The following is a 19,283-nucleotide window of genomic DNA, read 5'->3' on the forward strand; positions in this document are numbered from 1 at the left end:
CTACATGCCGGTCAAATCCGGCTCGAAATAGATTTCAGTGACGCGAAAGCGGCCATCGACCTTTTTGCATTGGACAACGACATCAACGAGCAGGTGCAGCAGATCGAGAATGTCTTTGCGTTCGAGGTCGCGACCGCCTTCCGATTCCTTCACCAGCAGCGACAATTGCTCGAAGGCCAGCGCTGCGGAATCAGCGTGAACGGTCGTGATCGAACCGGGATGGCCGCTGTTGACGTTTCGCAGATAGAAGAACGCGGTCCCGTCGCGCAGCTCTTGCAGCAAGATACGGTCTGGCCGCATTCGCAGGCTCGCTTCTAGGAGGTGCTTCGCGCCGACCTGGGCTTGGCCTTGCCCATCCTTGGAATAGATCATGTGCACCGCATTGCGGTGCGGCACGATCAATTCGCGCGTATCCTCGATCGTCAGCAATCGCTCTTCGGACGGGATAAGCTGGATCAGCGCCTTGGAAAGCGTAGTCTTACCGGACCCGGTTGCGCCGGAGATCAGGATATTCTTGCGGGTTTTGACGGCAAGTTCGAGGAACCCTGCCCATTCCTGCTTTTCCTTGAGCGCCACCAGTTCAGCGTCGGCCGCCGTGGACCTGCCCCGAGCTATCTTCGTATGCTCGAACAGGCCCCCGGCATGAAGCTCACCCAAGCCGAACGTTTTGACCGAGGGCTTGCGGATCGTGATCGAATAATTGCCGAGGTCGCAGGCAGGGGGTGCGACAATCTGGACGCGCTCGCCAGTCGGCAAACTGGTGGAGCATATCGGCGTTTGCGGCCCGACCTTTTGCTTTGTGTAGTTCGCCATCGAGTTCGACAGTGTTTCAAGCCATTGAACGGACAGTCGATCTTCCGTCACCCACTCCCAGCCCTTGCGCCCCTCGATGCCGACTTCACCGGGCTTGTTGATGACGAGTTCCGTAACCGCGTCGGCATCGAGCAATGCGCGCAGCGGCTCAAGGTGATGAGTGAGAATGGCTTGATCGAACATCATCGGCGCAACCTCAAAGAGTAGACGCTGCTGAAATCCACGTCGCGCGCGACCATGATTGTCATTTCCTTGCCTTGAGGAGCGCGAAGGCGTGGACGGATGCGTTGCGAGTCCTGCGCTGCGATGCCCGCCGCAGCATTTGGCGCAGCGATCGTCTGTTCGACGCCCGACACGCTATTGCCGAGAGCGTTGCCGGCGTCCCCGACGATCGACAGCAGCAGCGCGCCGCCGAAGCGCTTCCAGAAGAAGGTTTCCACCTGGCCGCCCATACCGGCGCGGCCGAGCTGATCGGCCGCAGGCGAACCCAGCGTGACCGACACACCCGCAGGCGTGATGGCCCGGTTCCACAGGACAAAAATGCGGTTCTGCCCGGTCGAGAACCCGCCCTGATACTCACCCAGGACGCGCGTTCCCTTCTCCATCAGGATCACGCTGCCATTGGCCGACCATATATCTTGCGGGATCAGGCAGCTCGTCAAACCGGGCTGGGTCGAATCCATCGCAGTTTGGAGGACGCACGGAATCTGCATTCCTGCTGTGATGAGGAAATTGCGGTTGCCAAGCTGACCGGCAGACACTTTGGCTATGTCCATCCCGTTCAGTTTCTGAGCCAGTTCGTTCGGGGCTTTTGCTCCGGCCTCGTCATCGCCAGATCCTCCAACGCGCAAATTGCTGAAAGGCCCTGCATTGGGGTTGCCGCCAACACCCGGAACGCCAGCGGCGGGCGAAACCGCCATGATCGGCGCACGGCGCATAGCGTCCTGGCGCGCTCGCTCGCGCTCGATCGCGGCGAGACGCGCCTGTTCGGCCTTCTCCAAACGCTCTGCTACCGGATCGCGGGGACCACCCTGCACCGCAGGGACCGCCGCACCGGACAAATCCTGGCCGGGAGCCATGATCGGGTTGCCGAATGGATCAGTCCCCACCTGTGCGAGCTTGTTGGGATCGGTCTGACCCACAACAACCGAGGCGGCCTGGCGCGCCGATTTCTCGGCCGACACGTCATCCCCGAGCTGGAACGTGCTATCATCCCGCTTTGGCTGGCCCTTGTCGCTTTGCGAGGCCATTGAGAAAACAATGAACCCGACGAATGCCGCGCCGCAGGCCACGGCTACGCCTGTGCCCTTGCCCATGGACTGCAATCGTCCGCGAGGATTGAACGCCTTGCGATCGACCTCCGGGGTTGTGCTGTTCGCTTCATTGAGCGCTTCCGCATTCACGTCCGTCTCGTCGTAAGTCGGACGCTGGCGCGGCGCGCCATGATCGGCGCTGTTCTCAATCTCACTCATCGGGGGCTGCTCCCGTCCAATTTGCGTTGCACTTCGGGCGATGCCGTTCCCGATGAATTGTCCGGCCCATATCGGTCATAGGCATTGTTCCAGATGCACGCGATCGACAGGCCACGACGCAGCCGGAATTGCTTTGCGACCTGATGAATCACGACAAATTCGCCGCGAACGTCATAGGGTACGACCCCTTCCGATCCGTCAGGGCTGACCGTGAAGATGGCGGGGAGCTGTTGGTTGCGCGGGAACCGCAGGATCGTGAATTGCCCGTTGTCGGTCACTTCCGACGGGGCGAGATCCGATGAACCCGCAATCGAATAGTCAAGGTTGCGCTTCCCTTGGACCGCAGCCGCATCCAGCGCGACCCTGACCCCGCCAGCTTCGACCATGAGCATTTGCATCTGCAACCGCTGCATATCGGCATTCTGGCGAGCCGCCGCTTCCTGTTCAGGATAGCGGAAACGCACGACGAATTGGGCATCGGTGCCGGTTGCTATGTCCCCGCTGCGCGCAGACAGAGCAAAGGTATAGGTACGAACCACCCCAGCTTTGCGCGTTACGACGATCAGATTTGTCGGCGGCGCTTTCTCGCGAGGCTTGATGAAAAGGATATTATCAGCCGGGGCGACTTCCCAACTTACGGTATCGCCTAGCGCGACACTCGAAATCGTCTCCCCGTCCCCGAAAACAATCTGCGATGCAGCACGGAAAACGCCTTTGATCCGCACGACTTCATCAATGTTGTAATTGATATATCGGATGCGGGTATCTTGCTGGCCCGAGCGAGGAATTTCCTCAGCAAAGGCGGGGTTCGTGATGATCGCGGCGACCAGCGCCCCGCTCATGAGGACATTGCGAAGCGCGTTCATCGGCCAATCTCCGGATCGGCGCGGTAGCTGACCACTTGGAAGCCTAGCGGGTTGTCGAGCCTGCCAGCTTCGGTTGTCGGCTTATCCACGTACTTGAAGTTGATCGTGGCAATCCATTGCACCTGTTCGTCAGGGACGTTCCCCGGCTTCGCCACGGACTTGACGAAACGGACCTGCGCCACGCGGTTGTTGATGAAAGTGATGTTGCGGACGGCGGCAGCGACCAGTTCGCCGCCCTGGTACACGTTGACCGGGGCATTGGGGTTGGTCGCGCGGCGGGTGCCTGCAAACTTCTCCTGCTCTTGCGGCACCGACAGAGCCAGCACCTTACGCTCTGTGTCGCGCGAGGATGAGGGGTTCCAAGACTCCCGGTTGCGAACGTAATCGGACAGGAAGTATTTGTTGACCGCTTCGTCGGCGGTGATGTTGCGCGTATTGGTCAGCCGCGTCACCACGTCGATGGCGCCGGTCTGGCGATCGACGCGGATCACATAGGGTTCCACCGATCGCAGCGGTGCCGCAACGTGCCATGCCAACATGGAGAGGCCGAAGATTACCCCGCCAGCGCCCACCATATAAGCAATGCGCTTTTGCTTGTTCGCCTCGCGAACGCGATCAAAATCCCAATCCTTCGCATCCGCGAAATACTGGTCCAGATCGCTCTTTTTCTTGACGCCCAGGGCCATCGTCAGCAGCTCCTATATGCGAGTTGAGGGGTTGCCGGCGCTTGCATCATGGAGAGCGGTTGGCCCGGCGCGGGCTGGTCAGGTGCGGGCGGTGGCGCGGGCACCACTGCGCCGTCAGGGCCATCGGCTTTCCCAGCATCGCCCTCTTTGGGGAACACCATCACATCGCCTTGAGGCGCTGTGCTGACCACCGGGGCGGAGAGGACCGATCCATAGGGATTTGCGGGGCGCGCGTCCGACCGACTGCACGTTGAAGGGGGATTGCGACTCTCCGAAGTCGTCGCACAGGCCACAACACCGCAGCTTGCGACCCCGACACAGAGAATCCTTCCCCAGCGGCGCGCAACCAGCGCACCGTGATTATTCAACCACATTGCCATTACTCCTACCTGTTGCCGGGGCGGGACGATGCACCGGGCATCGAAGTGCGACCCGAAGATGCTTGAGCCTGTTGAACGAATGCGGCCCGGTTGGCGGTCTGCCTGTTGAGCGACCAGCGGGCCGTGTTGCCGACCGCGTTCGCTGCGCCCTTCGGCGCGCGAAGGGTCGAGTTCATGATTTTGCGTTGGAGCATTGACGGGTAGATCGCGGACAGGAAGCCCGCGCCAGATGATCCGCCGCCGCCCGCAAATGAACCGATCGACTGCGCCTGCATGATAATGAAGCCGCCGACCAATACCGCGACAAGTTGCAGCATCATCGCCGCCAGCGCCGTCCACGTATCGCCACCAGCGCCAGCGCCGACAGAACCGGGGATCGCATTCACCAGCGCCACCACGAAAAGTAGCGCGATCGAGACTGCCGCCGTTTGAATGGCGTAGTTCAGCACCGCACCGAGCCAGCTAAAGAACAGGCCCGAGGATGACGGGAAAATCAGAGCGCCGACAAAGATCGGCATCGTGGCGATCGTCACGAAAAGGCCGAACTTTATGAACAGGACGATTGTCATGGCGATAGCCGCGATGATGTAGGCCATCACCATAATGAGAATGACCATCAAGCCGGTCGCAAGGTTCGGGATCGTGTACGGGAAGAATGTGCTTGGCTCGATCCAAGGCTCCATCTGGTTATGGATCGAAAGCGCAGGCTCGACGGCGTTTTTAACGAACGCATCGAACGTCGCATTGAGCGCACCACCGCCCAATGCGTTCGCGAGCTGGTCCGGAGCTTGTTGGGCTGCTGCTGCAATTTGCGGTGCGATCGTGGACGTCGCCGCCAAGATCACGAGGTAACATTTGAGCCAGGTGCCGAGATAATTGCCGAATGGCTCATTGGACACCCCGCGCATGACGGCGAAGCCGACGATCACCAGATTGATTGCCATAGCGGTTTGCAGTGGCGCCGACACCAACCCCATCACGGCAGCGTACTTGCCGGAAAGGGTGCCGGTAATCTGGCCTTCAAGCATGTTATAGATCGCGTCGAGCATGACCTATTTCCCGTTCCAGGTCGGCCAGATCGAACCATTCTTGAGGTTCTTTTCCGTCCGCGCGCGCTCACGCTTGAATTGCTCTTCGGCATTGCGCTTGATGGCTACAGCGGCGTTCCCGCAGTTGACTCCCGCGTCACCATTGCTTTGGCAACGCGCGGTCTTTTCCCGCGCCTCGTCCAGATGCTTCAAATAGTAATCGACGGACTTTTCCGCCTCACCGCAGGCGGCCAGCGGAAGCGCCGCAGCCGCAAGTATTGCAAAGCACTTCCGCATGGCCCGATCCTCCATTTTACTTAGTTGCCGTTCCACGTCGGCCACAGCGCGCCGCTGTCGATGTTTTCCTGCGTCTTGCGCTGTTGATTGGCGAAGTCCGCAGAGGACTTCACCGCCAGCGCACCGCGCGCAGCCTGTTCCGCCGCTTGCATCTGCAAGAGCCGGTTATTGATCGCGGCGTTTTCGATGTTCGCTCGCGCTGCAATGTCCTGCGATTGACGCGCCGTTGTTGCGGACGCGAGGCCGGTGCTGAGCTCCTTAAGGCCGTCACCGCTCGCCGTGGTGGCTTCCAGCATATATTCGCCATAGGCTTGATCGCGCGCGCCTCGCGTGGCTGCGCCGTTCAAGATGCCCTCGGCATCGCCAAAGTCGCCACTCAGTCCGGAAAGCGAAAAATCGCTGGTATCCATGATCCCCTTGGCGCGGTTGCCGAGCGCGCCCAGGTCAGCCAGATTGCCGGAAATCAGATTGATTGAATCCTGCATTCCGTCCGGCAAGGCCGTCTGCAAAATCTCCGCTTTCAGCGATTGAGCGACATTCGAGATTTGCGAAAGGCTGTTCATCGTGTTGTAGAGTTTCTTTGCCTCTTCCAACTGATTGAGCGTGTTTTTGGCCGTTTGCAGGGCTTGCGCGATCGACTTAACATCAACGACCGCCAATTGGGCATGGGCCGATCCGGACATGCCGCCGAGCGACAAAGCCAGTGCTGCGAAGGTGAGAATTTTCTTCATATCAGGCACTCCATTCCTTCTTGCCAACTGAACGCCAGCGGCGCTTGAACTCGGGCAACCAAACATCGGGATCATCCCCGAACTCGGCCCGCAGCTCGTCAAGCAACTGGACCGTCCCTTGGCGGCCCGAGAGCACCGCCAATTCGTCAGCCATGCCGTTGAGGTCCAATTCGACCACAACGGAATCATGACCCTGTTTGATGAGGAAGCGCCGACTTTCCGGCGATAGATCGACCTTGATAAGCCGGAACTCGGCTTCGGTCAGATTGAGGCCATCGATGTAGTCGCGGGCCTGCGCATTCGGGTTCGGCAGAAGGATTTTCGTTGGGCATTGCTCGATGATGGTTTCGGCAATGTCCGAGCGCAGAGCGTCAGCCGGTGACTGCGTTCCGAACATCATCATTGCGTTGCGCTTACGATAGGTTTTCAGACCATCACGGGCGAAATGCCGAAATGCTGGATCGCCCAAGGCTTTCCAGAACTCGTCAATGTCGATGATGACCGGGTTCCCGTCCACGATGTCATCAAGCCTGTGGAACAGGTAGCTCATGAGCGGCGGACGGATCGCGTTGTTTTCGAGAAAGTCCGTCATGTCGAAGCCCATAAGGCGGGCATCGAGCCGCAACGTGTCCTCGTCATTATCGAAAACCCAGCCAAATTCGCCAGATTTGGTCCACCGTTCCAAACGTGCGCCAATGCCTTCCACGCTGGTTTGGTCGAGCTGCGACCGTATCGCCGCGAGGGACCGAAGTTCTTGCGGCAGTCGGGCCACGGCATCGAGCGCCTGATTGATCTGGTAAAGCTCCGGGGGCGTCAGCTCGCCATTGTCAGGGGTGACGAGCTGACGCAGCCACGATGCAAGGAACTCACGGTTGCGGGGGCTGTGATCCAGCGCCTTGAGCGGCGCGAAGCCCGATGGCTGGCCGTTCTTGAGAGCAAGGTAGGTGCCGCCCGAAGCGCGGACGAAAATCTCCGCGCCGCGATCCTTGTCGATGAAGGCCATGCGCGCGCCGGTTTTTTCAGCCTGCGACAGAAAGAAATTCTGGATGACGGTTTTACCGCCGCCAGATGGTCCGAGAATGAGGGTGTGACCTACATCGCCAAAATGGAAGTTGAAGAAATAGGGCGAATTGGCCGTTGTCTTGAGCAGGGCAATTGCATTGCCCCAATGGTTTCCTGTCGGCTGACCGAGCGGATAGGTGTGGATCGGCGCCAGTGCCCCAAAGTTGCGCGATGTGAGCGCCGCAGGCCGCGTCCTCCATGCGAAGTTGCCCGGCAGCATCGACCAGTAGGCCGCTTCCAGAGCCAAATCCTCACGCGCCGCGACAATGCCGCTTTCGGAGAGCGCCGCACGGGCAACGCTCATGTTTTCCGCGAGCTTTTTCGGCGTCTCGCCAAAGACCGACAGTGCCAGATGATGCTCGCCAAGGACGAAGCGATTGGACTGCAAATCGTCCATGGCTTCATCCAGTTGGGATTGCTGGCTGAACGCCACGTCATCGGTGGCACTCAGTTGCGCGCGTTTCCGCCGCGCCGTCTCCATACCCATTTGCTTGCCGAGGAAAGCGAAGCCCTGGCCCAGCACAAACTCAAATTTCGATTCCAACAGCGCGTTGAGCTGGCCGGGGAACGTGCGTGCAGCATGTTCGCGCACCGCCAAAATGCCGCCGTACCGCGAACCTCCCGGCTCCCGAACCTCGAACAGTTCCTGTCCGAAGATGACCCGATCCGAGTAGACCGCACGGCCCAAATGGCCGCGCACCAACGGCACCCGCCGCTTGTCGGCGGTCATAATCCGCTGCATCAATTCCATAGGCTCGCTGAATTGCAGGCCATTGAACTCGTACACGCCCAAGATGCGCGGATTGACGCGACCGAGCAGCTTATCCACGTCACGCAGAATGTCGGTGAACGTCTCGATAATATCCTCTTCGGCTTCCGCAGCGCTGGCCTTGGAGAACATTGAGAATACCGATGACGCGGCCTTGTCGGCTGCGCCCACCGCTGGCCGGTAGAGGACGGTCAGATAATGCTCGTTGACGAACATACGCTTGGCGAGGACGCGATTGCGATAGGCGGCGTCGAGATCGCGCGCGAAGGCAGACCGGAACTCTCCTTCGGGATAGCCGCTGTCGATACGCCGTATCGTGTTGACCATGACCGCGACCCGTTCGTGCGCGATAGTGCGCCAAGCGGTATTCAGCTTCTCGTGCCAATCGTTGATGGTGGACACATCAGCCGTCTCGAACGCGATCCCGTCGAGCGCGAAAACGGCCATATATTCGCCGTTGTCGAGCGCGACGATGTTGTCATTCACATGGCGCGCGTAGGGCAGATACAGCGACGGGTCGCGCTCCAGCTTGATAGGGGGCTTGCGCTTAAACACGATCAAATCCTTTCCGCTTCACGCCCTTGACCGGCAGCGGCGAATAGCTGGACCCGCCCCAAACCGACTTGTTCGGCGCGGGCGCTTTCGTGCGGCCGAAAAGGAAGATGATCTTGAACATATTGTAGTCGGCACGGACGATGAGCCGGGCTGCGCCCAGGAGCGCGCCACCAATTGCCAGCGCCCAAATCGGGTTGCCCACGACCATGAGCGTGAACACCGATGCCATTCCGATTGCCAGCGTTGCCTCAACAGGGACGCCGAACCACAGCGTCGGACGTGTCAGGGCCAGGAACAGCGGATCTTCGGTTAGATATTCTGGCTCAGACACCCGGAACCTCTCTTTTGCCGTCGTGCGGCTTCATGTCAGCAAAGCAACGATGGCCGGGGCACACAGCAGCACGATTAGGCCAGCAGCCCACAACGCGAGCGACTGGCGATCACCGTGACCGGCCATGAAGAAATACCCGGCGATTACGAGCGCGAGCGTCCCGATGGCAGCGCCAGCGGCCATCATCTTGGTTGCCATGGAAGAGGCTTGGGCGGAGGCGGAGGCGACTTGCGCCGCCCCCGGAACCGACCAAGCCACCCCAGCAAGGGTCGCCGCAGAGAGACGAACCCTGCGCATCACGTTCCCGAAATGGTATCGACGAGCCAACCGGCGCCGAAAACGATGAAGCAGCCGACGATGATCGAGCCGAGCAGCCCCTTATTGCCAGCGCCGAAGAAGAACATGATGCCGGCGATGACCAGCGCGATTGCGGCCAGACCCTTTGCGATAGGCCCGGTCAGCAAATTGAGGATGGAGTCGACCATAGACGCCACCTCTGTCTGGTTTGCGGCCTGCGCCCATGCGGGAACAGGCAGCATCGAGAGGACGGCACCGGCGAGCGCGTAGTTGGTCGACCACCGCCCTTTGATGTTGGAAACGAGCTTTTTCATCAGAAGAAACCTCCACTTGCTACGATTGCGATGCCCACGCAGAAAGTAATGAACACAATAAGCGTCCCTCTTCCTGTCATGATGAGAATGCCTAGCCAAATTACGCCAAGCATTATTGCCGGTCCTACGAGAGCTTTTAATTCGTTGAGGACCGTTGTTGCTATCCCGTTCACATCAGCATGAGCGGGAGTTGTAACGAGGCCGAGCACAAGCGCGACCGACAATCTCTTGATGATCTTCTGCAAGATGCTCACAGGCCGCCCTCCGCCGAACCGGAGGACTGGCGTTGCCGCCAACTGGCCTGTGCGAAAACGTCCCACGCGGGGGGAGGGCTTGCGCCCTCCGCACCGTCGCGCGTCTCGGAATTGAGTGAAGCGGACACCTGATAAGCGCCTGCCACCGCCTGTTGCGGCTGATATGTCGCCACCGCCCAAGGCGCTTGAGCATCGCTAGGCCGTTCGAGGGGAGAGCCTGTGTCCGTCCCCCAAGCGACGTGCCAATGATCCGAATGCTTCGGATCACCTGGCCCAAGCAATTCTACGATCCGAACACCATTGGCCGCCATCACGGCGCGAATTTGATCACGGGTGATCGCGCCAACGCCGCCACGCGGAACGAAATCGACCGCACGACCGACCTTATGATAGCTATGGACGGCTCCATAGGTCGCGTTGATTGGGCGCAGCGTATCGGTGATCCTGCCGCCGAATGCCGAAAGCAACAGGTTCCCAACCGTGTCCGCCGACACCGAGCCATAGGAGAGCTGCACCACCGCAGGCCGCAGCGCAGGCGTGCGACCAGTCGCCGCCGCGTAGACCTTACGGACATATCCGTTGGATAAGCCCCTGGCCCGCGAGCCGGTATTATACTCGCTCAGGGCGGCGCGGAGGGGGTCAGCGTGCCCCGCCACACGAGCGCGGCTGTAATTGTCAGCAAGAAGCGCCGCGCCTGCGCGCAGGTTTGTGCAGGGGTCGAAAACCGTGTCGGCCGTCACACCGAGGCGCGCAAAATTCGCGCTGTTGATTTGCATGAGGCCAGCGTCGAAGTTGGCACCTTTGCGCAGGAGGCTCCGGGCAGTGGCGCTTGCATCGGCTCCGTTGGCCGGTTGGCGTTGGAGCGAACCGCCCGAATTGACGCCGATCCGATAGGGATCGCCCTCAGATTCCACCTGTATGATTGCCGTCATCGTTGCAGGCGCGACATTCGCCGCGCATGATTGCAGTAACGCCGCCAAAACCGTAGCATCTAAAGGCATTCAGCGCACCTTTTCGGAGAGTCCGGTTTCTCTGGTACACATATCCGACACTACCGACAACACGCTTTCGGCTTGTGGGATTCCGCGATGCGATGAACGGTTGATCGTCTTTTTGGCCGGAGCTGAACCCGAACGCGCTTGATGGAGACGCCACCTATGGCTTAGCTCTTGCTCCATATTTCGGCTGAATGCTGTTCAGCTTCACCTACGAGCCAAAGCGGAACCGCATTGCCAAAGACGATCCTATTTCTGTCGGAAACGGCTCATTCGCCATCCATTTCGGAGCAGAAGGCTCTCTGCATGGAGGACAGTGATCTAGTCGCGAACGAAGCGCGGATGGATCTCAATGATTTGCCGAACAAGCTCGCGGAGGGCGGCATGCCGCTAGAAAGCGGCGACAGCATCAAAATCTACGATTTCACCTGTCTGCCAATGCACCCGCAGAACCTTCTTCGTTTCATGCGGCAAATGCTGAAAAAGGGTGTCAGCATCCAGCTCGCCGCCCCTGGGATCGTTATCAAACCCGAGGAAGGCAACGACCTATTCAAGCTGGTCGCAGGACTCGACAATCACTGGCGCCTCACCCACGGCGTCAGAACTCGCCCGACCGATTCAAAGCCGGGACGCAAGCCCAAGCTGACCGAAGATCAGCTTCCCGCCATCAGGCGCATGCTTGACGATAGCGGCGCAACGGTGAGCAGCGTTGCGAAAGATTTGGGCATCGGCCGCACCACATTATTTGATTTTTTGCAGCGATATCGGGATTCCGAGGCGGTGACTTCATGAGTCCCCGAGCAATACTGACAGCGACGTTCCTAGGCCGAGGGCTAAACCTGCGATTTCGCGGAGCGTAATCTCCGACGCCTTGCCATCCATTATTGAATGAAGCCGCTCAACATCAATGGCGCTGGCGTGGGCAAGTTGGGCGACTGATATTCCAGATTTCTTGCATTCGCTTGCAGTTTGATTGGCGAGGGTCTGAGTGAGACTTGAACCCTCGCCCCTATTGTTTAGCATGTTCATTGTCTCTGCTGCCGTTGAGAGGCCGATTATCCTAACCCTCCCTCTCCCGGCATGTCCAGCTAACAATAATCATTAGCAGACCTACTTCTTCTTTATCGTATCGCTCAGCAGCTCAATCACGCTGCACTCCAATCCCTTTGCCAGATGTTCGATGACCTCCAGCGTGGGATTCGCCTTCCCGTGCTCGATATACGATAAGTGGGAAGCGGCGATGCCGCTTCGCTCCGACAATTCGGCCTGCGAAATCTTGAGTTTCGCTCGGCGCGCTCGGCAGTTTTCACCCAGCCTTGTGGCCAGCTCAGACGCCGCTTGGTCTAGTTTTAGGTATTGCGGCATTGCGATCCCGATTTCCTTTTCTGGCTGTTAATCATCCGATATGGACACATATAACGCGGTGGCGGCTAACGCGACACTATCTCTGATTAACTACCCGAGGGGCGGTCAAATTTGACAACCCCCCGTATTCGCAATAGCCAAGGCACCATGGGCCAACCCGCTGCACAGAATCGAGTCGTGACTCCCGCCGCTTGTATGAGACGCAAGCGGCAGGCGCTCTATGATGCTGACTTTGTTCAATGTAAGTTGCAAATCCCAATTAGCTTTGCCGAACACCTAAAGGAGCTGAAGGCCCGCCATAAAATGCGCGGCCTTGACCATGTTGTTTCTGCGATGATTAGAAAAGCTATTCTTGCTTACTCTGCGGCTGAGCTGGTTCCACCGCCACCGCCAGACGATCACATGAATATGAAGCAGATCGCCGTGCATATACCGCGCGAGCATCATGCCTTCCTTGAAGCCATCGCACATCGAAATCGTGGCATCCCGCTAGGGGCCGCGCTCGAAACCATTGGTGCCTACGTCAAGGATTTGACGCCGGCACCCGTGCAACTGCCACTGATTGAAGAAGGGGGAGCCGTGAGCGGATAAACGAAGCCCGGCACGAGGCCGGGCATCGGGGTTGCTATCAGGTGGTTGGCGCCACTTAAATCGCAAATCAGTCATTCAAAGCTAGCGATTAGATAGACCTCCCCGAACCCACTGTCAAGAAACAGCGCGTCTCGCGCCACGCTATTGCTTTGCCTGCGAACGGCCTTCCGCACGGGAGGACGAACGATGCTGCTTACCCTTGAAACAAGCCTCGCTGACGTGCCGACAAGCGCAGTCGCGGAGCTGCGCGCCTTCGGCATTGTTGACGCGGACATTGCCGCCGCGTTCGCGCTTCAACAGAAGCAGCGATCATGCGGCGTACCCGTCCTGCCCCTCGCCGTTATATGTGGCGCGCGCCCGCTCGAACGCGGCATGAAAACCGGGCTTAGTCATACGGCCTCGCGCCTGATCGGCACCAAACCCCGCGCCCGATCAAGTCGGGGCGGCACGCACATCACGGGACGGCCCGTTTGGGCGAACAGCGTCAGGACCGGTGATGCGGCCGAGGCCGAATTTGTCCGGCCCGTCTCATTCGATCAACTCAAAGAGCTTCGCCGCGCCATCCATCTGATGTTCGATCGCGCGCGAGATCTAGCCGCCGAGGCAAGGCAGGGCGGCGAGCTGACGCCCGAACAGCATAAGCTGACGCTCTTCACGCGGTCTTGTCGCGATATGCTCCTCCGGATCGTGGACGAGCTGCGCTATCGCAAGGGCTGGTGCGTACCTTCTTACGAAACGCTCATGCGCTGGACGCGGCTTGGCCGCCGCACTGTGAAATACTCTCTCGATCGACTGCGCGAGCTGGGCTTGCTGGAATGGATCAGGCGGTACGACTACACTCGCGACAGCCAGCATGGCGCACGTTCCGAACAGACCTCCAATCTCTACCGCTGCCACGTCCCTAAATGGATCGGCAAGATGGTCGGGCTTTACTCCCCCGTCCCCGAGGATGAGGCGCAGCGCCGGGCTGACAGCCTGGAGGAACACGCCGATATGCTCGCGTCAGTCGGAGCGATTGAGCGCCGTCGCCTCATGCCCGATGACCCAGCCCAGCGCGCCGCACTGATCCTAGCAGCCGAGAGATCCGCTGCACGTCATGCGCCTGATGCTTATCCCCGTGGGTGCAAAAACGGCACTGCTCCTCATACAGTTTTATATTCTATCTCTACGGAGAAGCGGAGTTGCCCTAGTCGGGCAACGATTCAGCCCTGACGGGCCACCGAAACGGCAAGCTCACCGCTTCAATCTCTCCCACAGCGCGTCATTGAAGGGCGGAACCGTCGGCTACGCCGCCGGAATGCTCCCCAGGTGGAGCAAGCGGCTATGGCAGCTTCATTTCGGTGCCCTTCGTGTTTGCTGCACGCTCTGAACGGTTTCTGCGTCGATATTCGGCTCGCCTTGCAAGGAACTCGACCCGATTTTTCAAAGGCTGAAACGAAATCGCAGCCGGTTTGCGATTGTCCGCTTTTGTATAATACGCTATTATCGGACTATGAGATTGACGCCGACCGCCGCTGCTAAAGAGGCTGTAAAGCGCCTCAATGGAACGTGGCATGGGTCATACGGCAAGGCGCGTTGCCCCGCCCATGAGGATCGCAGCCCGTCGCTTTCCGTCACACCTGGGAAAGACGTGGTGTTGTTCCATTGTTTCGCCGGTTGCAACCAGGCCGAGATAATGGCTGCGCTATCCCGGCATGGCGGATATGTCCGCCCTACAGAACGCGACACCACGCCGCCTGTTGCCCGCGACCTCGCACCGCTGGCGCGCGAGCTATGGAGCAAGGCGTTGCCGATCGCCGGCACCCCTGCCCAACGCTATCTTGAAATGCGCAAAATCGGCCATTCGACAATTGGCCGATATGACCCTGCATCGCTTGTCTACGAAGAAGGCAAAAAACTGCGCCTGCCGGCGCTGCTCTTGCCAATCACCGAGCGCCGCCAAGTCGTCGCTCTCAAGCGCATCTTCGTGGACCGGGCAGGAAATAAGAACAGCAGTTTGGTCGACCCCAAACGCACCCTTGCTTTACCGCGCGGCGGCTCAATTCAGATCGGCCGCATCGAGGCCGACCATCTGAATCTGGCCGAGGGCTTTGAAGATGCCGAGTCCGTCATACGCATGTTCGGTTTGCCGGGATGCTGGTCTGCGAACGGCATCGAGCAATATGCCCACCTCGTAATCCCCGATCATGTCCGCACGATCACAGTCTATTCCCAGCACGGATCAGCCGCGACCCGTGGCCTCACCAAAGGTGAGGCAAACCTGACCGCAAACGGGCGCCGTCTATCCGTCGAATTGCCGCCTATCGGCGGCGATTGGAATGACGCATGGCGAGCCGCCGCGTGAAAGCTCAGATAGGTATTTTGCTCGCAGGGGCCGTCATTCTTGGCGCGGTTTTCGTGCAATCTCACCCTGATTTTGTCGCGCATCCTCCCCGTAGCTCGCGCGAGGCCTGCGGCCAGTTCTTCGATCCGGCGAATTGTCAGGCAGCGGCGACCTTCGCCGCAATCAATGCAAAACAGCCGATCCGCCAGATCGTCTTGCCCTCGATCCCCGACCCAGCTCGCACACCTGGCGCGATCAATCCCGCGATCACCCAAGACAATATCGCCGCTACCATCTGCAAAGGCGAGTACCAGGCCGAAAAGTCGCCGCCGCCTTCGTGGCAGGCCGCGGCGACCCGCCGCCTTGTTGAAAGTCTCTATCCCGGCGAAAATCCCAACGATTTTTCACTCGACTATCTGGTGCCAATCTCTCTCGGCGGGGCGGTGGCCGATCCGCGAAATCTATGGTTGCAGACGTGGACCGGGCCTGACCGCGAGCTGAAAGACCATCTCGAAATGCTTCTGACGAAGATGGTCTGCAACCGCCAGATTGCGCTTTCGGTCGCGCAGCAGCGGATCGCTAGCGATTGGCGCGACACGTATCAGCGCGCGATGACGCCGAAAAATCTCGCTCAGTATCAAATGCCTTTGAAATGGGCCGTGTCGCCCGAGCAGTTTCCCCCGTTCACGTCCCCTAATGTCGGCCAGATCGAGGGGCAACGTGTCCAGGTCGCAGGGGAACCGCTGATCTTGCAAGCCGAGCTGGTTGACCCGGAGCCATACGAGGTGCCGGCGATCCCGACCGAGCCACTTTACCCGCAACAGTAGGAGTGCTGGAAATGCCAAGGAATATCGCTGAATTTCGTATTATTGGACAGGTTGGCGGCGTTGATGAGAAGGAAAAGGTCACGTTCGTCAATGTTGCATCGAATTATAATCGGCAGGTTGACGGTGAATGGCAGGAAGAGGTTCATTGGAACCGGGTGACTTGCTTTGGAAAGTGCGCTGAATATGCCCAAAACTCCGCAAAAGGTGACATGGTTCATGTAACGGGACGGGTAAAGCAGACCTCATATGATCGTGATGGACAGACAATTTATAACACTGATCTAGTTGCTGATTCATATTCCGTTCTTGTTCGGAAAGATGCCGGGTAACATGGAGCTGGGGGCGGCCTTCGGCACGGCTCTATCTCCGCTCCGCTCCGACCGAACCCGCAAGCGGTTTCGTCCCATTCGGGTGACGATCCTCGCCTTGAAATCGCCGCAGGATCTCGAACGAGATTCTTGCGGTGTTTTTGTATCTGGCACGCCGGAATACCGGCGCGATCGAACAGGAGGCGGCATTGCCGCCGCGTCACTGATCCAGTTCCGGGGCCTGTTCCGGCCCCCTGGCGCAAGGGCTAGACCGTCTCGGCCGCTGCGCGACCTCGCTTGGCGATCAGGGCGGTATCCCCATCCTTCCTTCGCTGCGCTCTGTGCAGGACGGGCGATCCCCCTCCGCCCTGATCGGCCCTCACTGCGCCATTCCCCGACCCACTTCGCCAGCGGGCAGAAGTCGATGGACGCCATCGCCTTCGGCTCCATTTTAGGAAGGGAACAGCACATGCCACGGAACACTGCCAAGACCCGCAAGACCACCGCTGCGCGTGTCGACGTTTACGAGGAAGTCACCAACCAGATTGTTGCGCTGCTAGAGGCAGGCACCCGCCCATGGTCCCCACGCTGGGCATCGGGCGCGGCATCGCTTCCGCTTCGCCATGAGGGCACCGCCTATCGTGGTATCAATATCCTCCTGTTGTGGTCCGCCGCCATGGCGCACGGCTACACCAACCCGCATTGGATGACCTACCGGCAGGCGCATGAGCTGGGCGGGCAGGTCCGCAAAGGCGAGAAGGGCAATCTTGTCGTTCATGCTGGCACTTTCACCCCCAAGGATGGCGAGACAGGCGAGCCAATCACCAACAGCGAGGGCGAGGAAACGAGCCGCGCCTATCTGAAAAAATATGTCGTGTTCAACGTCGAGCAGATCGAGGGCTTGGACATGAGCAGGTTTCCCGCGCCGCAGATCGAAATCAAGAACCGCGACGAGCGCGACAGCGAGCTTGATGCAGCCTTTGCGCTTTGGCCGGTTCCCTATCAGGAAGGCGGCAGCAGCGCCTATTACGACCCTCGCGCCGACCGTATCCAGATGCCCGCCTTTGCCGACTTTGTGACCGGCAACGCCTTCTATGCCACCCTTGCCCATGAGGCGATTCACAGCAGCGGCAGCGCCCACCGGCTCGACCGTGAAACCCTGCGCGACTATGAAAAAACAAAAGAAATCAGGGCCGCAGAGGAATTGATTGCCGAGATCGGCGCAGCGATGCTTTGCGCGCAGCTTGGCATGGAGCCGACCGAGCGCGAGGACCACGCAGCTTATGTTGCCTCCTGGCTCACCGCCCTTCGCAACGACAAGCGGGCGATCTTCCGCGCCGCCACCGCAGCACAGGCGGGAAGCGAACTGATCCTGTCCCACATGGCAGCGCCCGCCATTGCTCGCGCCGCCTGATCCGAGCGAGGGCGGCCAGCAGCGCCGCCCCCTCTTCCCCGTTCCCGAAGGATGGACCAATGCCCAAGAATCCCCCGGTGATCGAACTTAGCTGGCGTGATGAGAATTATGGTTCCGTCTGCGCCGTCGCGGCCTTCCGCAACTATGCGGGCACGCTCGATTGGAGCGAGCGCACCCACCAGCGCTTTCGCGGATGCCTGAAACGTGCGGCCTTCGATTTCCACCAAGGCCGATGCAGCTATATCGCTACGAAGGGCACGCGTGAGGATCGGCAGCGCGCACTTTGCGACGAGCTGGACCGGGCAGGCTTCCGCATCACGAGCGGCGACGTTCGCGCCAAGGCCGCAGCGGAGGCGGCATGAGCCGCCGCGCGTTTGAAATAGGGAGATTGAACCAATGACGCCCTTACGAGACCTCGACCGCGACACCCGGCGCGCGCGCCTGTTGGCAGCGCGGACCCGGCCCATGGGCGGCATCAACCGCAAAGGCATCCTGCGCGGCGATTGGGATGGCGGCACAGTGGTCCGCCAGTTTCGCGCGGGCGAGGGCCAATGGCGCGGCCTGGCACCCTATGCGACACCGCCGCAGCCCGAGAGCGCGTAAAATTCGCGGCGCGGACCCATCGGCCCGCGCCCCATTTCCACTCATGAAAGGAATCGACCATGGCAACATCATTGGTCGCCGCAGGGCTTTTGTTCGCTTGTACCCCGACGCTCGTTGCTGATGGAGACGGGCCGGTTTGGTGCGCCGAAGGTCCGCGCATTCGCATCGCCGGGATCGCCGCGCGTGAACGCGACAACAGTTGTCGCCCTGGACAGCCCTGCCCGAACTCGTCGGCCGACGCAGCAATGCGCGCGCTGGTCAATGTCCTTGGCGGATCGCGCGGCTCAGTCCGCTTTCGCGGCGCTCGATACGATCATGTCCGCGTCCACGCCCCCACGATGAAATGCTTGTCCACCGGCAGCGCCGGGGGCAGCCGCACCGGAGCATTTTGCCAAATGAGCGACGGTCGCAATCTCAGTTGCGCGATGCTGGCAACCCGCACCGTCCTGAGATGGGATCGGTATTGGCGCCGGGATATGGTTTGTTTCGCGCGAGATCTTCCGTCAGATTCCCAGCGTGGACGGTAGAAGCATGAGGCACGCGAGCTGCCCCGCTACGTTACCCGCCATTTGATAGCTGCTGTCGGAAAAGCCATCGTCCCCGCCATCCATGTCGCGATCAAACCAGCGGCCCAGCCAACTCCTGGCAGAACTAAGACTTTCATCACTGGCTGCGAGATTGCCAATAGCGCGGGCGTTTCAAACAAGCCGCTAAAGCCCGCCAGTGATGAAATCACATGGAGAGAGACCGCCACGCCGACGAAGATCATTTGAGCCAGCATGATATACTGGACCGCCAATAATGACGTTTCATTATAGGCGTACCGGGTTTCCGTCAGCATGATCTACTCCCTTTGCCCCCAGCATATCTTTCTCGCCTTCGAGGGCAAGAGTTACGCGGCCCAACGCGGTACTTGCACCACGCACGGATAGCCAGGTAGGCGTGATTGTGGCGGCAAAGCCGCCGCGCTGTTTGCAAGACCGGGGCCTGTTCCTGCCCCCT

At 59.8% G+C, this 19,283-nt stretch carries 25 protein-coding genes; 10 read left to right on the forward strand and 15 right to left on the reverse strand.

The genetic code is table 11. The features are described from left to right. The 13 genes from virB11 to AAC640_RS15005 form a co-directional block, all read right to left on the reverse strand. Complete coding sequence (gene virB11 / locus AAC640_RS14945; protein WP_340267730.1) at positions 1-996, reverse strand: P-type DNA transfer ATPase VirB11; 996 nt, start codon at positions 994-996, stop codon at positions 1-3. Next, positions 996-2,216, reverse strand: coding sequence for a type IV secretion system protein VirB10 (gene virB10, locus AAC640_RS14950; protein WP_340267651.1), 1,221 nt, complete (start codon positions 2,214-2,216; stop codon positions 996-998). Before virB10 ends, virB11 begins: the two co-directional genes overlap by 1 nt. A 65-nt stretch (positions 2,217-2,281) precedes the next feature. Beyond that, positions 2,282-3,151 carry a P-type conjugative transfer protein VirB9 gene (virB9, locus tag AAC640_RS14955; RefSeq protein WP_340267653.1) on the reverse strand — a complete coding sequence of 290 codons (870 nt, stop codon included), beginning with the start codon at positions 3,149-3,151 and terminating at the stop codon, positions 2,282-2,284. Beyond that, entirely contained in the window at positions 3,148-3,837 is a 690-nt protein-coding gene (locus AAC640_RS14960) for a VirB8 family type IV secretion system protein (protein ID WP_188065893.1), read from the reverse strand. The genes virB9 and AAC640_RS14960 overlap by 4 nt, the downstream gene beginning before the upstream one ends. Before the next feature lie 385 nt (positions 3,838-4,222). Then, positions 4,223-5,266, reverse strand: a complete 1,044-nt coding sequence (locus AAC640_RS14965; protein ID WP_066609294.1) for a type IV secretion system protein — start codon at positions 5,264-5,266, stop codon at positions 4,223-4,225. Between the two features lie 3 nt (positions 5,267-5,269). Continuing rightward, complete coding sequence (locus AAC640_RS14970; RefSeq protein WP_148648496.1) at positions 5,270-5,587, reverse strand: EexN family lipoprotein; 318 nt, start codon at positions 5,585-5,587, stop codon at positions 5,270-5,272. Then, positions 5,563-6,348 (reverse strand): type IV secretion system protein, encoded by a 786-nt coding sequence (locus tag AAC640_RS14975; RefSeq protein ID WP_340267661.1) that lies wholly within the window; start codon positions 6,346-6,348, stop codon positions 5,563-5,565. The genes AAC640_RS14970 and AAC640_RS14975 overlap by 25 nt, the downstream gene beginning before the upstream one ends. Next, entirely contained in the window at positions 6,275-8,659 is a 2,385-nt protein-coding gene (locus AAC640_RS14980) for a VirB4 family type IV secretion/conjugal transfer ATPase (protein ID WP_244884596.1), read from the reverse strand. Before AAC640_RS14980 ends, AAC640_RS14975 begins: the two co-directional genes overlap by 74 nt. Then, positions 8,652-8,990, reverse strand: coding sequence for a VirB3 family type IV secretion system protein (locus AAC640_RS14985; protein WP_066609298.1), 339 nt, complete (start codon positions 8,988-8,990; stop codon positions 8,652-8,654). Before AAC640_RS14985 ends, AAC640_RS14980 begins: the two co-directional genes overlap by 8 nt. A gap of 30 nt (positions 8,991-9,020) precedes the next feature. Continuing rightward, complete coding sequence (locus AAC640_RS14990; protein ID WP_169574839.1) at positions 9,021-9,188, reverse strand: hypothetical protein; 168 nt, start codon at positions 9,186-9,188, stop codon at positions 9,021-9,023. 98 nt (positions 9,189-9,286) lie between these two features. Further along, positions 9,287-9,601, reverse strand: a complete 315-nt coding sequence (locus tag AAC640_RS14995) for a TrbC/VirB2 family protein (protein WP_066609300.1) — start codon at positions 9,599-9,601, stop codon at positions 9,287-9,289. Further along, positions 9,601-9,846: a TrbC/VirB2 family protein gene (locus AAC640_RS15000; protein WP_340267666.1), complete on the reverse strand. Its 246-nt coding sequence runs from the start codon at positions 9,844-9,846 to the stop codon at positions 9,601-9,603. Before AAC640_RS15000 ends, AAC640_RS14995 begins: the two co-directional genes overlap by 1 nt. Before the next feature lie 5 nt (positions 9,847-9,851). Beyond that, the gene (locus AAC640_RS15005; RefSeq protein WP_340267668.1) at positions 9,852-10,856 is read right to left on the reverse strand and encodes a lytic transglycosylase domain-containing protein; all 1,005 of its coding nucleotides are present in this window, start codon (positions 10,854-10,856) and stop codon (positions 9,852-9,854) included. A 300-nt stretch (positions 10,857-11,156) separates the two neighbouring features. Here AAC640_RS15005 and AAC640_RS15010 point away from each other — a divergent pair, with 300 nt between their 5' ends. Next, positions 11,157-11,642: a helix-turn-helix domain-containing protein gene (locus AAC640_RS15010; protein WP_340267670.1), complete on the forward strand. Its 486-nt coding sequence runs from the start codon at positions 11,157-11,159 to the stop codon at positions 11,640-11,642. Positions 11,643-11,960: 318 nt separating this feature from the next. On the opposite strand, the gene AAC640_RS15015 is transcribed toward AAC640_RS15010, so the two are convergent. Then, positions 11,961-12,215 (reverse strand): helix-turn-helix domain-containing protein, encoded by a 255-nt coding sequence (locus AAC640_RS15015; protein ID WP_188065898.1) that lies wholly within the window; start codon positions 12,213-12,215, stop codon positions 11,961-11,963. Between the two features lie 177 nt (positions 12,216-12,392). Here AAC640_RS15015 and AAC640_RS15020 point away from each other — a divergent pair, with 177 nt between their 5' ends. The 9 genes from AAC640_RS15020 to AAC640_RS18400 all read left to right on the forward strand — a co-directional run bounded on the left by AAC640_RS15020 (position 12,393) and on the right by AAC640_RS18400 (position 18,808). Next, complete coding sequence (locus AAC640_RS15020; protein ID WP_262504469.1) at positions 12,393-12,806, forward strand: hypothetical protein; 414 nt, start codon at positions 12,393-12,395, stop codon at positions 12,804-12,806. A 372-nt stretch (positions 12,807-13,178) separates the two neighbouring features. After that, positions 13,179-14,018, forward strand: coding sequence for a helix-turn-helix domain-containing protein (locus AAC640_RS15025; protein ID WP_340267676.1), 840 nt, complete (start codon positions 13,179-13,181; stop codon positions 14,016-14,018). A gap of 280 nt (positions 14,019-14,298) precedes the next feature. Then, positions 14,299-15,150: a DUF7146 domain-containing protein gene (locus AAC640_RS15030; protein WP_340267678.1), complete on the forward strand. Its 852-nt coding sequence runs from the start codon at positions 14,299-14,301 to the stop codon at positions 15,148-15,150. Continuing rightward, positions 15,132-15,956 carry a hypothetical protein gene (locus tag AAC640_RS15035; RefSeq protein ID WP_340267680.1) on the forward strand — a complete coding sequence of 275 codons (825 nt, stop codon included), beginning with the start codon at positions 15,132-15,134 and terminating at the stop codon, positions 15,954-15,956. Before AAC640_RS15030 ends, AAC640_RS15035 begins: the two co-directional genes overlap by 19 nt. A gap of 11 nt (positions 15,957-15,967) precedes the next feature. Then, the gene (locus AAC640_RS15040; protein WP_217673123.1) at positions 15,968-16,285 is read left to right on the forward strand and encodes a single-stranded DNA-binding protein; all 318 of its coding nucleotides are present in this window, start codon (positions 15,968-15,970) and stop codon (positions 16,283-16,285) included. A gap of 448 nt (positions 16,286-16,733) precedes the next feature. Further along, entirely contained in the window at positions 16,734-17,678 is a 945-nt protein-coding gene (locus tag AAC640_RS15045) for an ArdC family protein (RefSeq protein ID WP_340267685.1), read from the forward strand. A 59-nt stretch (positions 17,679-17,737) separates the two neighbouring features. Then, positions 17,738-18,040: a hypothetical protein gene (locus AAC640_RS15050; protein ID WP_340267687.1), complete on the forward strand. Its 303-nt coding sequence runs from the start codon at positions 17,738-17,740 to the stop codon at positions 18,038-18,040. A 34-nt stretch (positions 18,041-18,074) separates the two neighbouring features. After that, entirely contained in the window at positions 18,075-18,281 is a 207-nt protein-coding gene (locus tag AAC640_RS15055; protein ID WP_340267689.1) for a hypothetical protein, read from the forward strand. A 59-nt stretch (positions 18,282-18,340) separates the two neighbouring features. Beyond that, a complete protein-coding gene (locus AAC640_RS18400) occupies positions 18,341-18,808 on the forward strand; it encodes a hypothetical protein (RefSeq protein ID WP_422795004.1) in 468 nt (155 codons plus the stop codon). 26 nt (positions 18,809-18,834) lie between these two features. On the opposite strand, the gene AAC640_RS15060 is transcribed toward AAC640_RS18400, so the two are convergent. Then, positions 18,835-19,122, reverse strand: a complete 288-nt coding sequence (locus AAC640_RS15060; RefSeq protein ID WP_340267691.1) for a hypothetical protein — start codon at positions 19,120-19,122, stop codon at positions 18,835-18,837. Positions 19,123-19,283 lie beyond the last annotated feature (161 nt).

Source organism: Sphingobium mellinum (genome assembly GCF_037860795.1).
GTDB lineage: Bacteria > Pseudomonadota > Alphaproteobacteria > Sphingomonadales > Sphingomonadaceae > Sphingobium > Sphingobium mellinum.

Bases quoted from the DNA above. Each gene is read 5' to 3' on its own strand.
- virB11 (WP_340267730.1), bottom strand. From the start codon at position 996: ATGTTCGATCAAGCCATTCTCACTCATCACCTTGAGCCGCTGCGCGCA.
- virB9 (WP_340267653.1), bottom strand. From the start codon at position 3,151: ATGAACGCGCTTCGCAATGTCCTCATGAGCGGGGCGCTGGTCGCCGCG.
- AAC640_RS14960 (WP_188065893.1), bottom strand. From the start codon at position 3,837: ATGGCCCTGGGCGTCAAGAAAAAGAGCGATCTGGACCAGTATTTCGCG.
- AAC640_RS14965 (WP_066609294.1), bottom strand. From the start codon at position 5,266: ATGCTCGACGCGATCTATAACATGCTTGAAGGCCAGATTACCGGCACC.
- AAC640_RS14975 (WP_340267661.1), bottom strand. From the start codon at position 6,348: ATGATCCCGATGTTTGGTTGCCCGAGTTCAAGCGCCGCTGGCGTTCAG.
- AAC640_RS14990 (WP_169574839.1), bottom strand. From the start codon at position 9,188: ATGGCAACCAAGATGATGGCCGCTGGCGCTGCCATCGGGACGCTCGCG.
- AAC640_RS14995 (WP_066609300.1), bottom strand. From the start codon at position 9,601: ATGAAAAAGCTCGTTTCCAACATCAAAGGGCGGTGGTCGACCAACTAC.
- AAC640_RS15005 (WP_340267668.1), bottom strand. From the start codon at position 10,856: ATGCCTTTAGATGCTACGGTTTTGGCGGCGTTACTGCAATCATGCGCG.
- AAC640_RS15010 (WP_340267670.1), top strand. From the start codon at position 11,157: ATGGAGGACAGTGATCTAGTCGCGAACGAAGCGCGGATGGATCTCAAT.
- AAC640_RS15015 (WP_188065898.1), bottom strand. From the start codon at position 12,215: ATGCCGCAATACCTAAAACTAGACCAAGCGGCGTCTGAGCTGGCCACA.
- AAC640_RS15025 (WP_340267676.1), top strand. From the start codon at position 13,179: ATGAAAACCGGGCTTAGTCATACGGCCTCGCGCCTGATCGGCACCAAA.
- AAC640_RS15030 (WP_340267678.1), top strand. From the start codon at position 14,299: ATGAGATTGACGCCGACCGCCGCTGCTAAAGAGGCTGTAAAGCGCCTC.
- AAC640_RS15035 (WP_340267680.1), top strand. From the start codon at position 15,132: ATGGCGAGCCGCCGCGTGAAAGCTCAGATAGGTATTTTGCTCGCAGGG.
- AAC640_RS15040 (WP_217673123.1), top strand. From the start codon at position 15,968: ATGCCAAGGAATATCGCTGAATTTCGTATTATTGGACAGGTTGGCGGC.
- AAC640_RS15045 (WP_340267685.1), top strand. From the start codon at position 16,734: ATGCCACGGAACACTGCCAAGACCCGCAAGACCACCGCTGCGCGTGTC.
- AAC640_RS15050 (WP_340267687.1), top strand. From the start codon at position 17,738: ATGCCCAAGAATCCCCCGGTGATCGAACTTAGCTGGCGTGATGAGAAT.
- AAC640_RS15055 (WP_340267689.1), top strand. From the start codon at position 18,075: ATGACGCCCTTACGAGACCTCGACCGCGACACCCGGCGCGCGCGCCTG.
- AAC640_RS18400 (WP_422795004.1), top strand. From the start codon at position 18,341: ATGGCAACATCATTGGTCGCCGCAGGGCTTTTGTTCGCTTGTACCCCG.
- AAC640_RS15060 (WP_340267691.1), bottom strand. From the start codon at position 19,122: ATGCTGACGGAAACCCGGTACGCCTATAATGAAACGTCATTATTGGCG.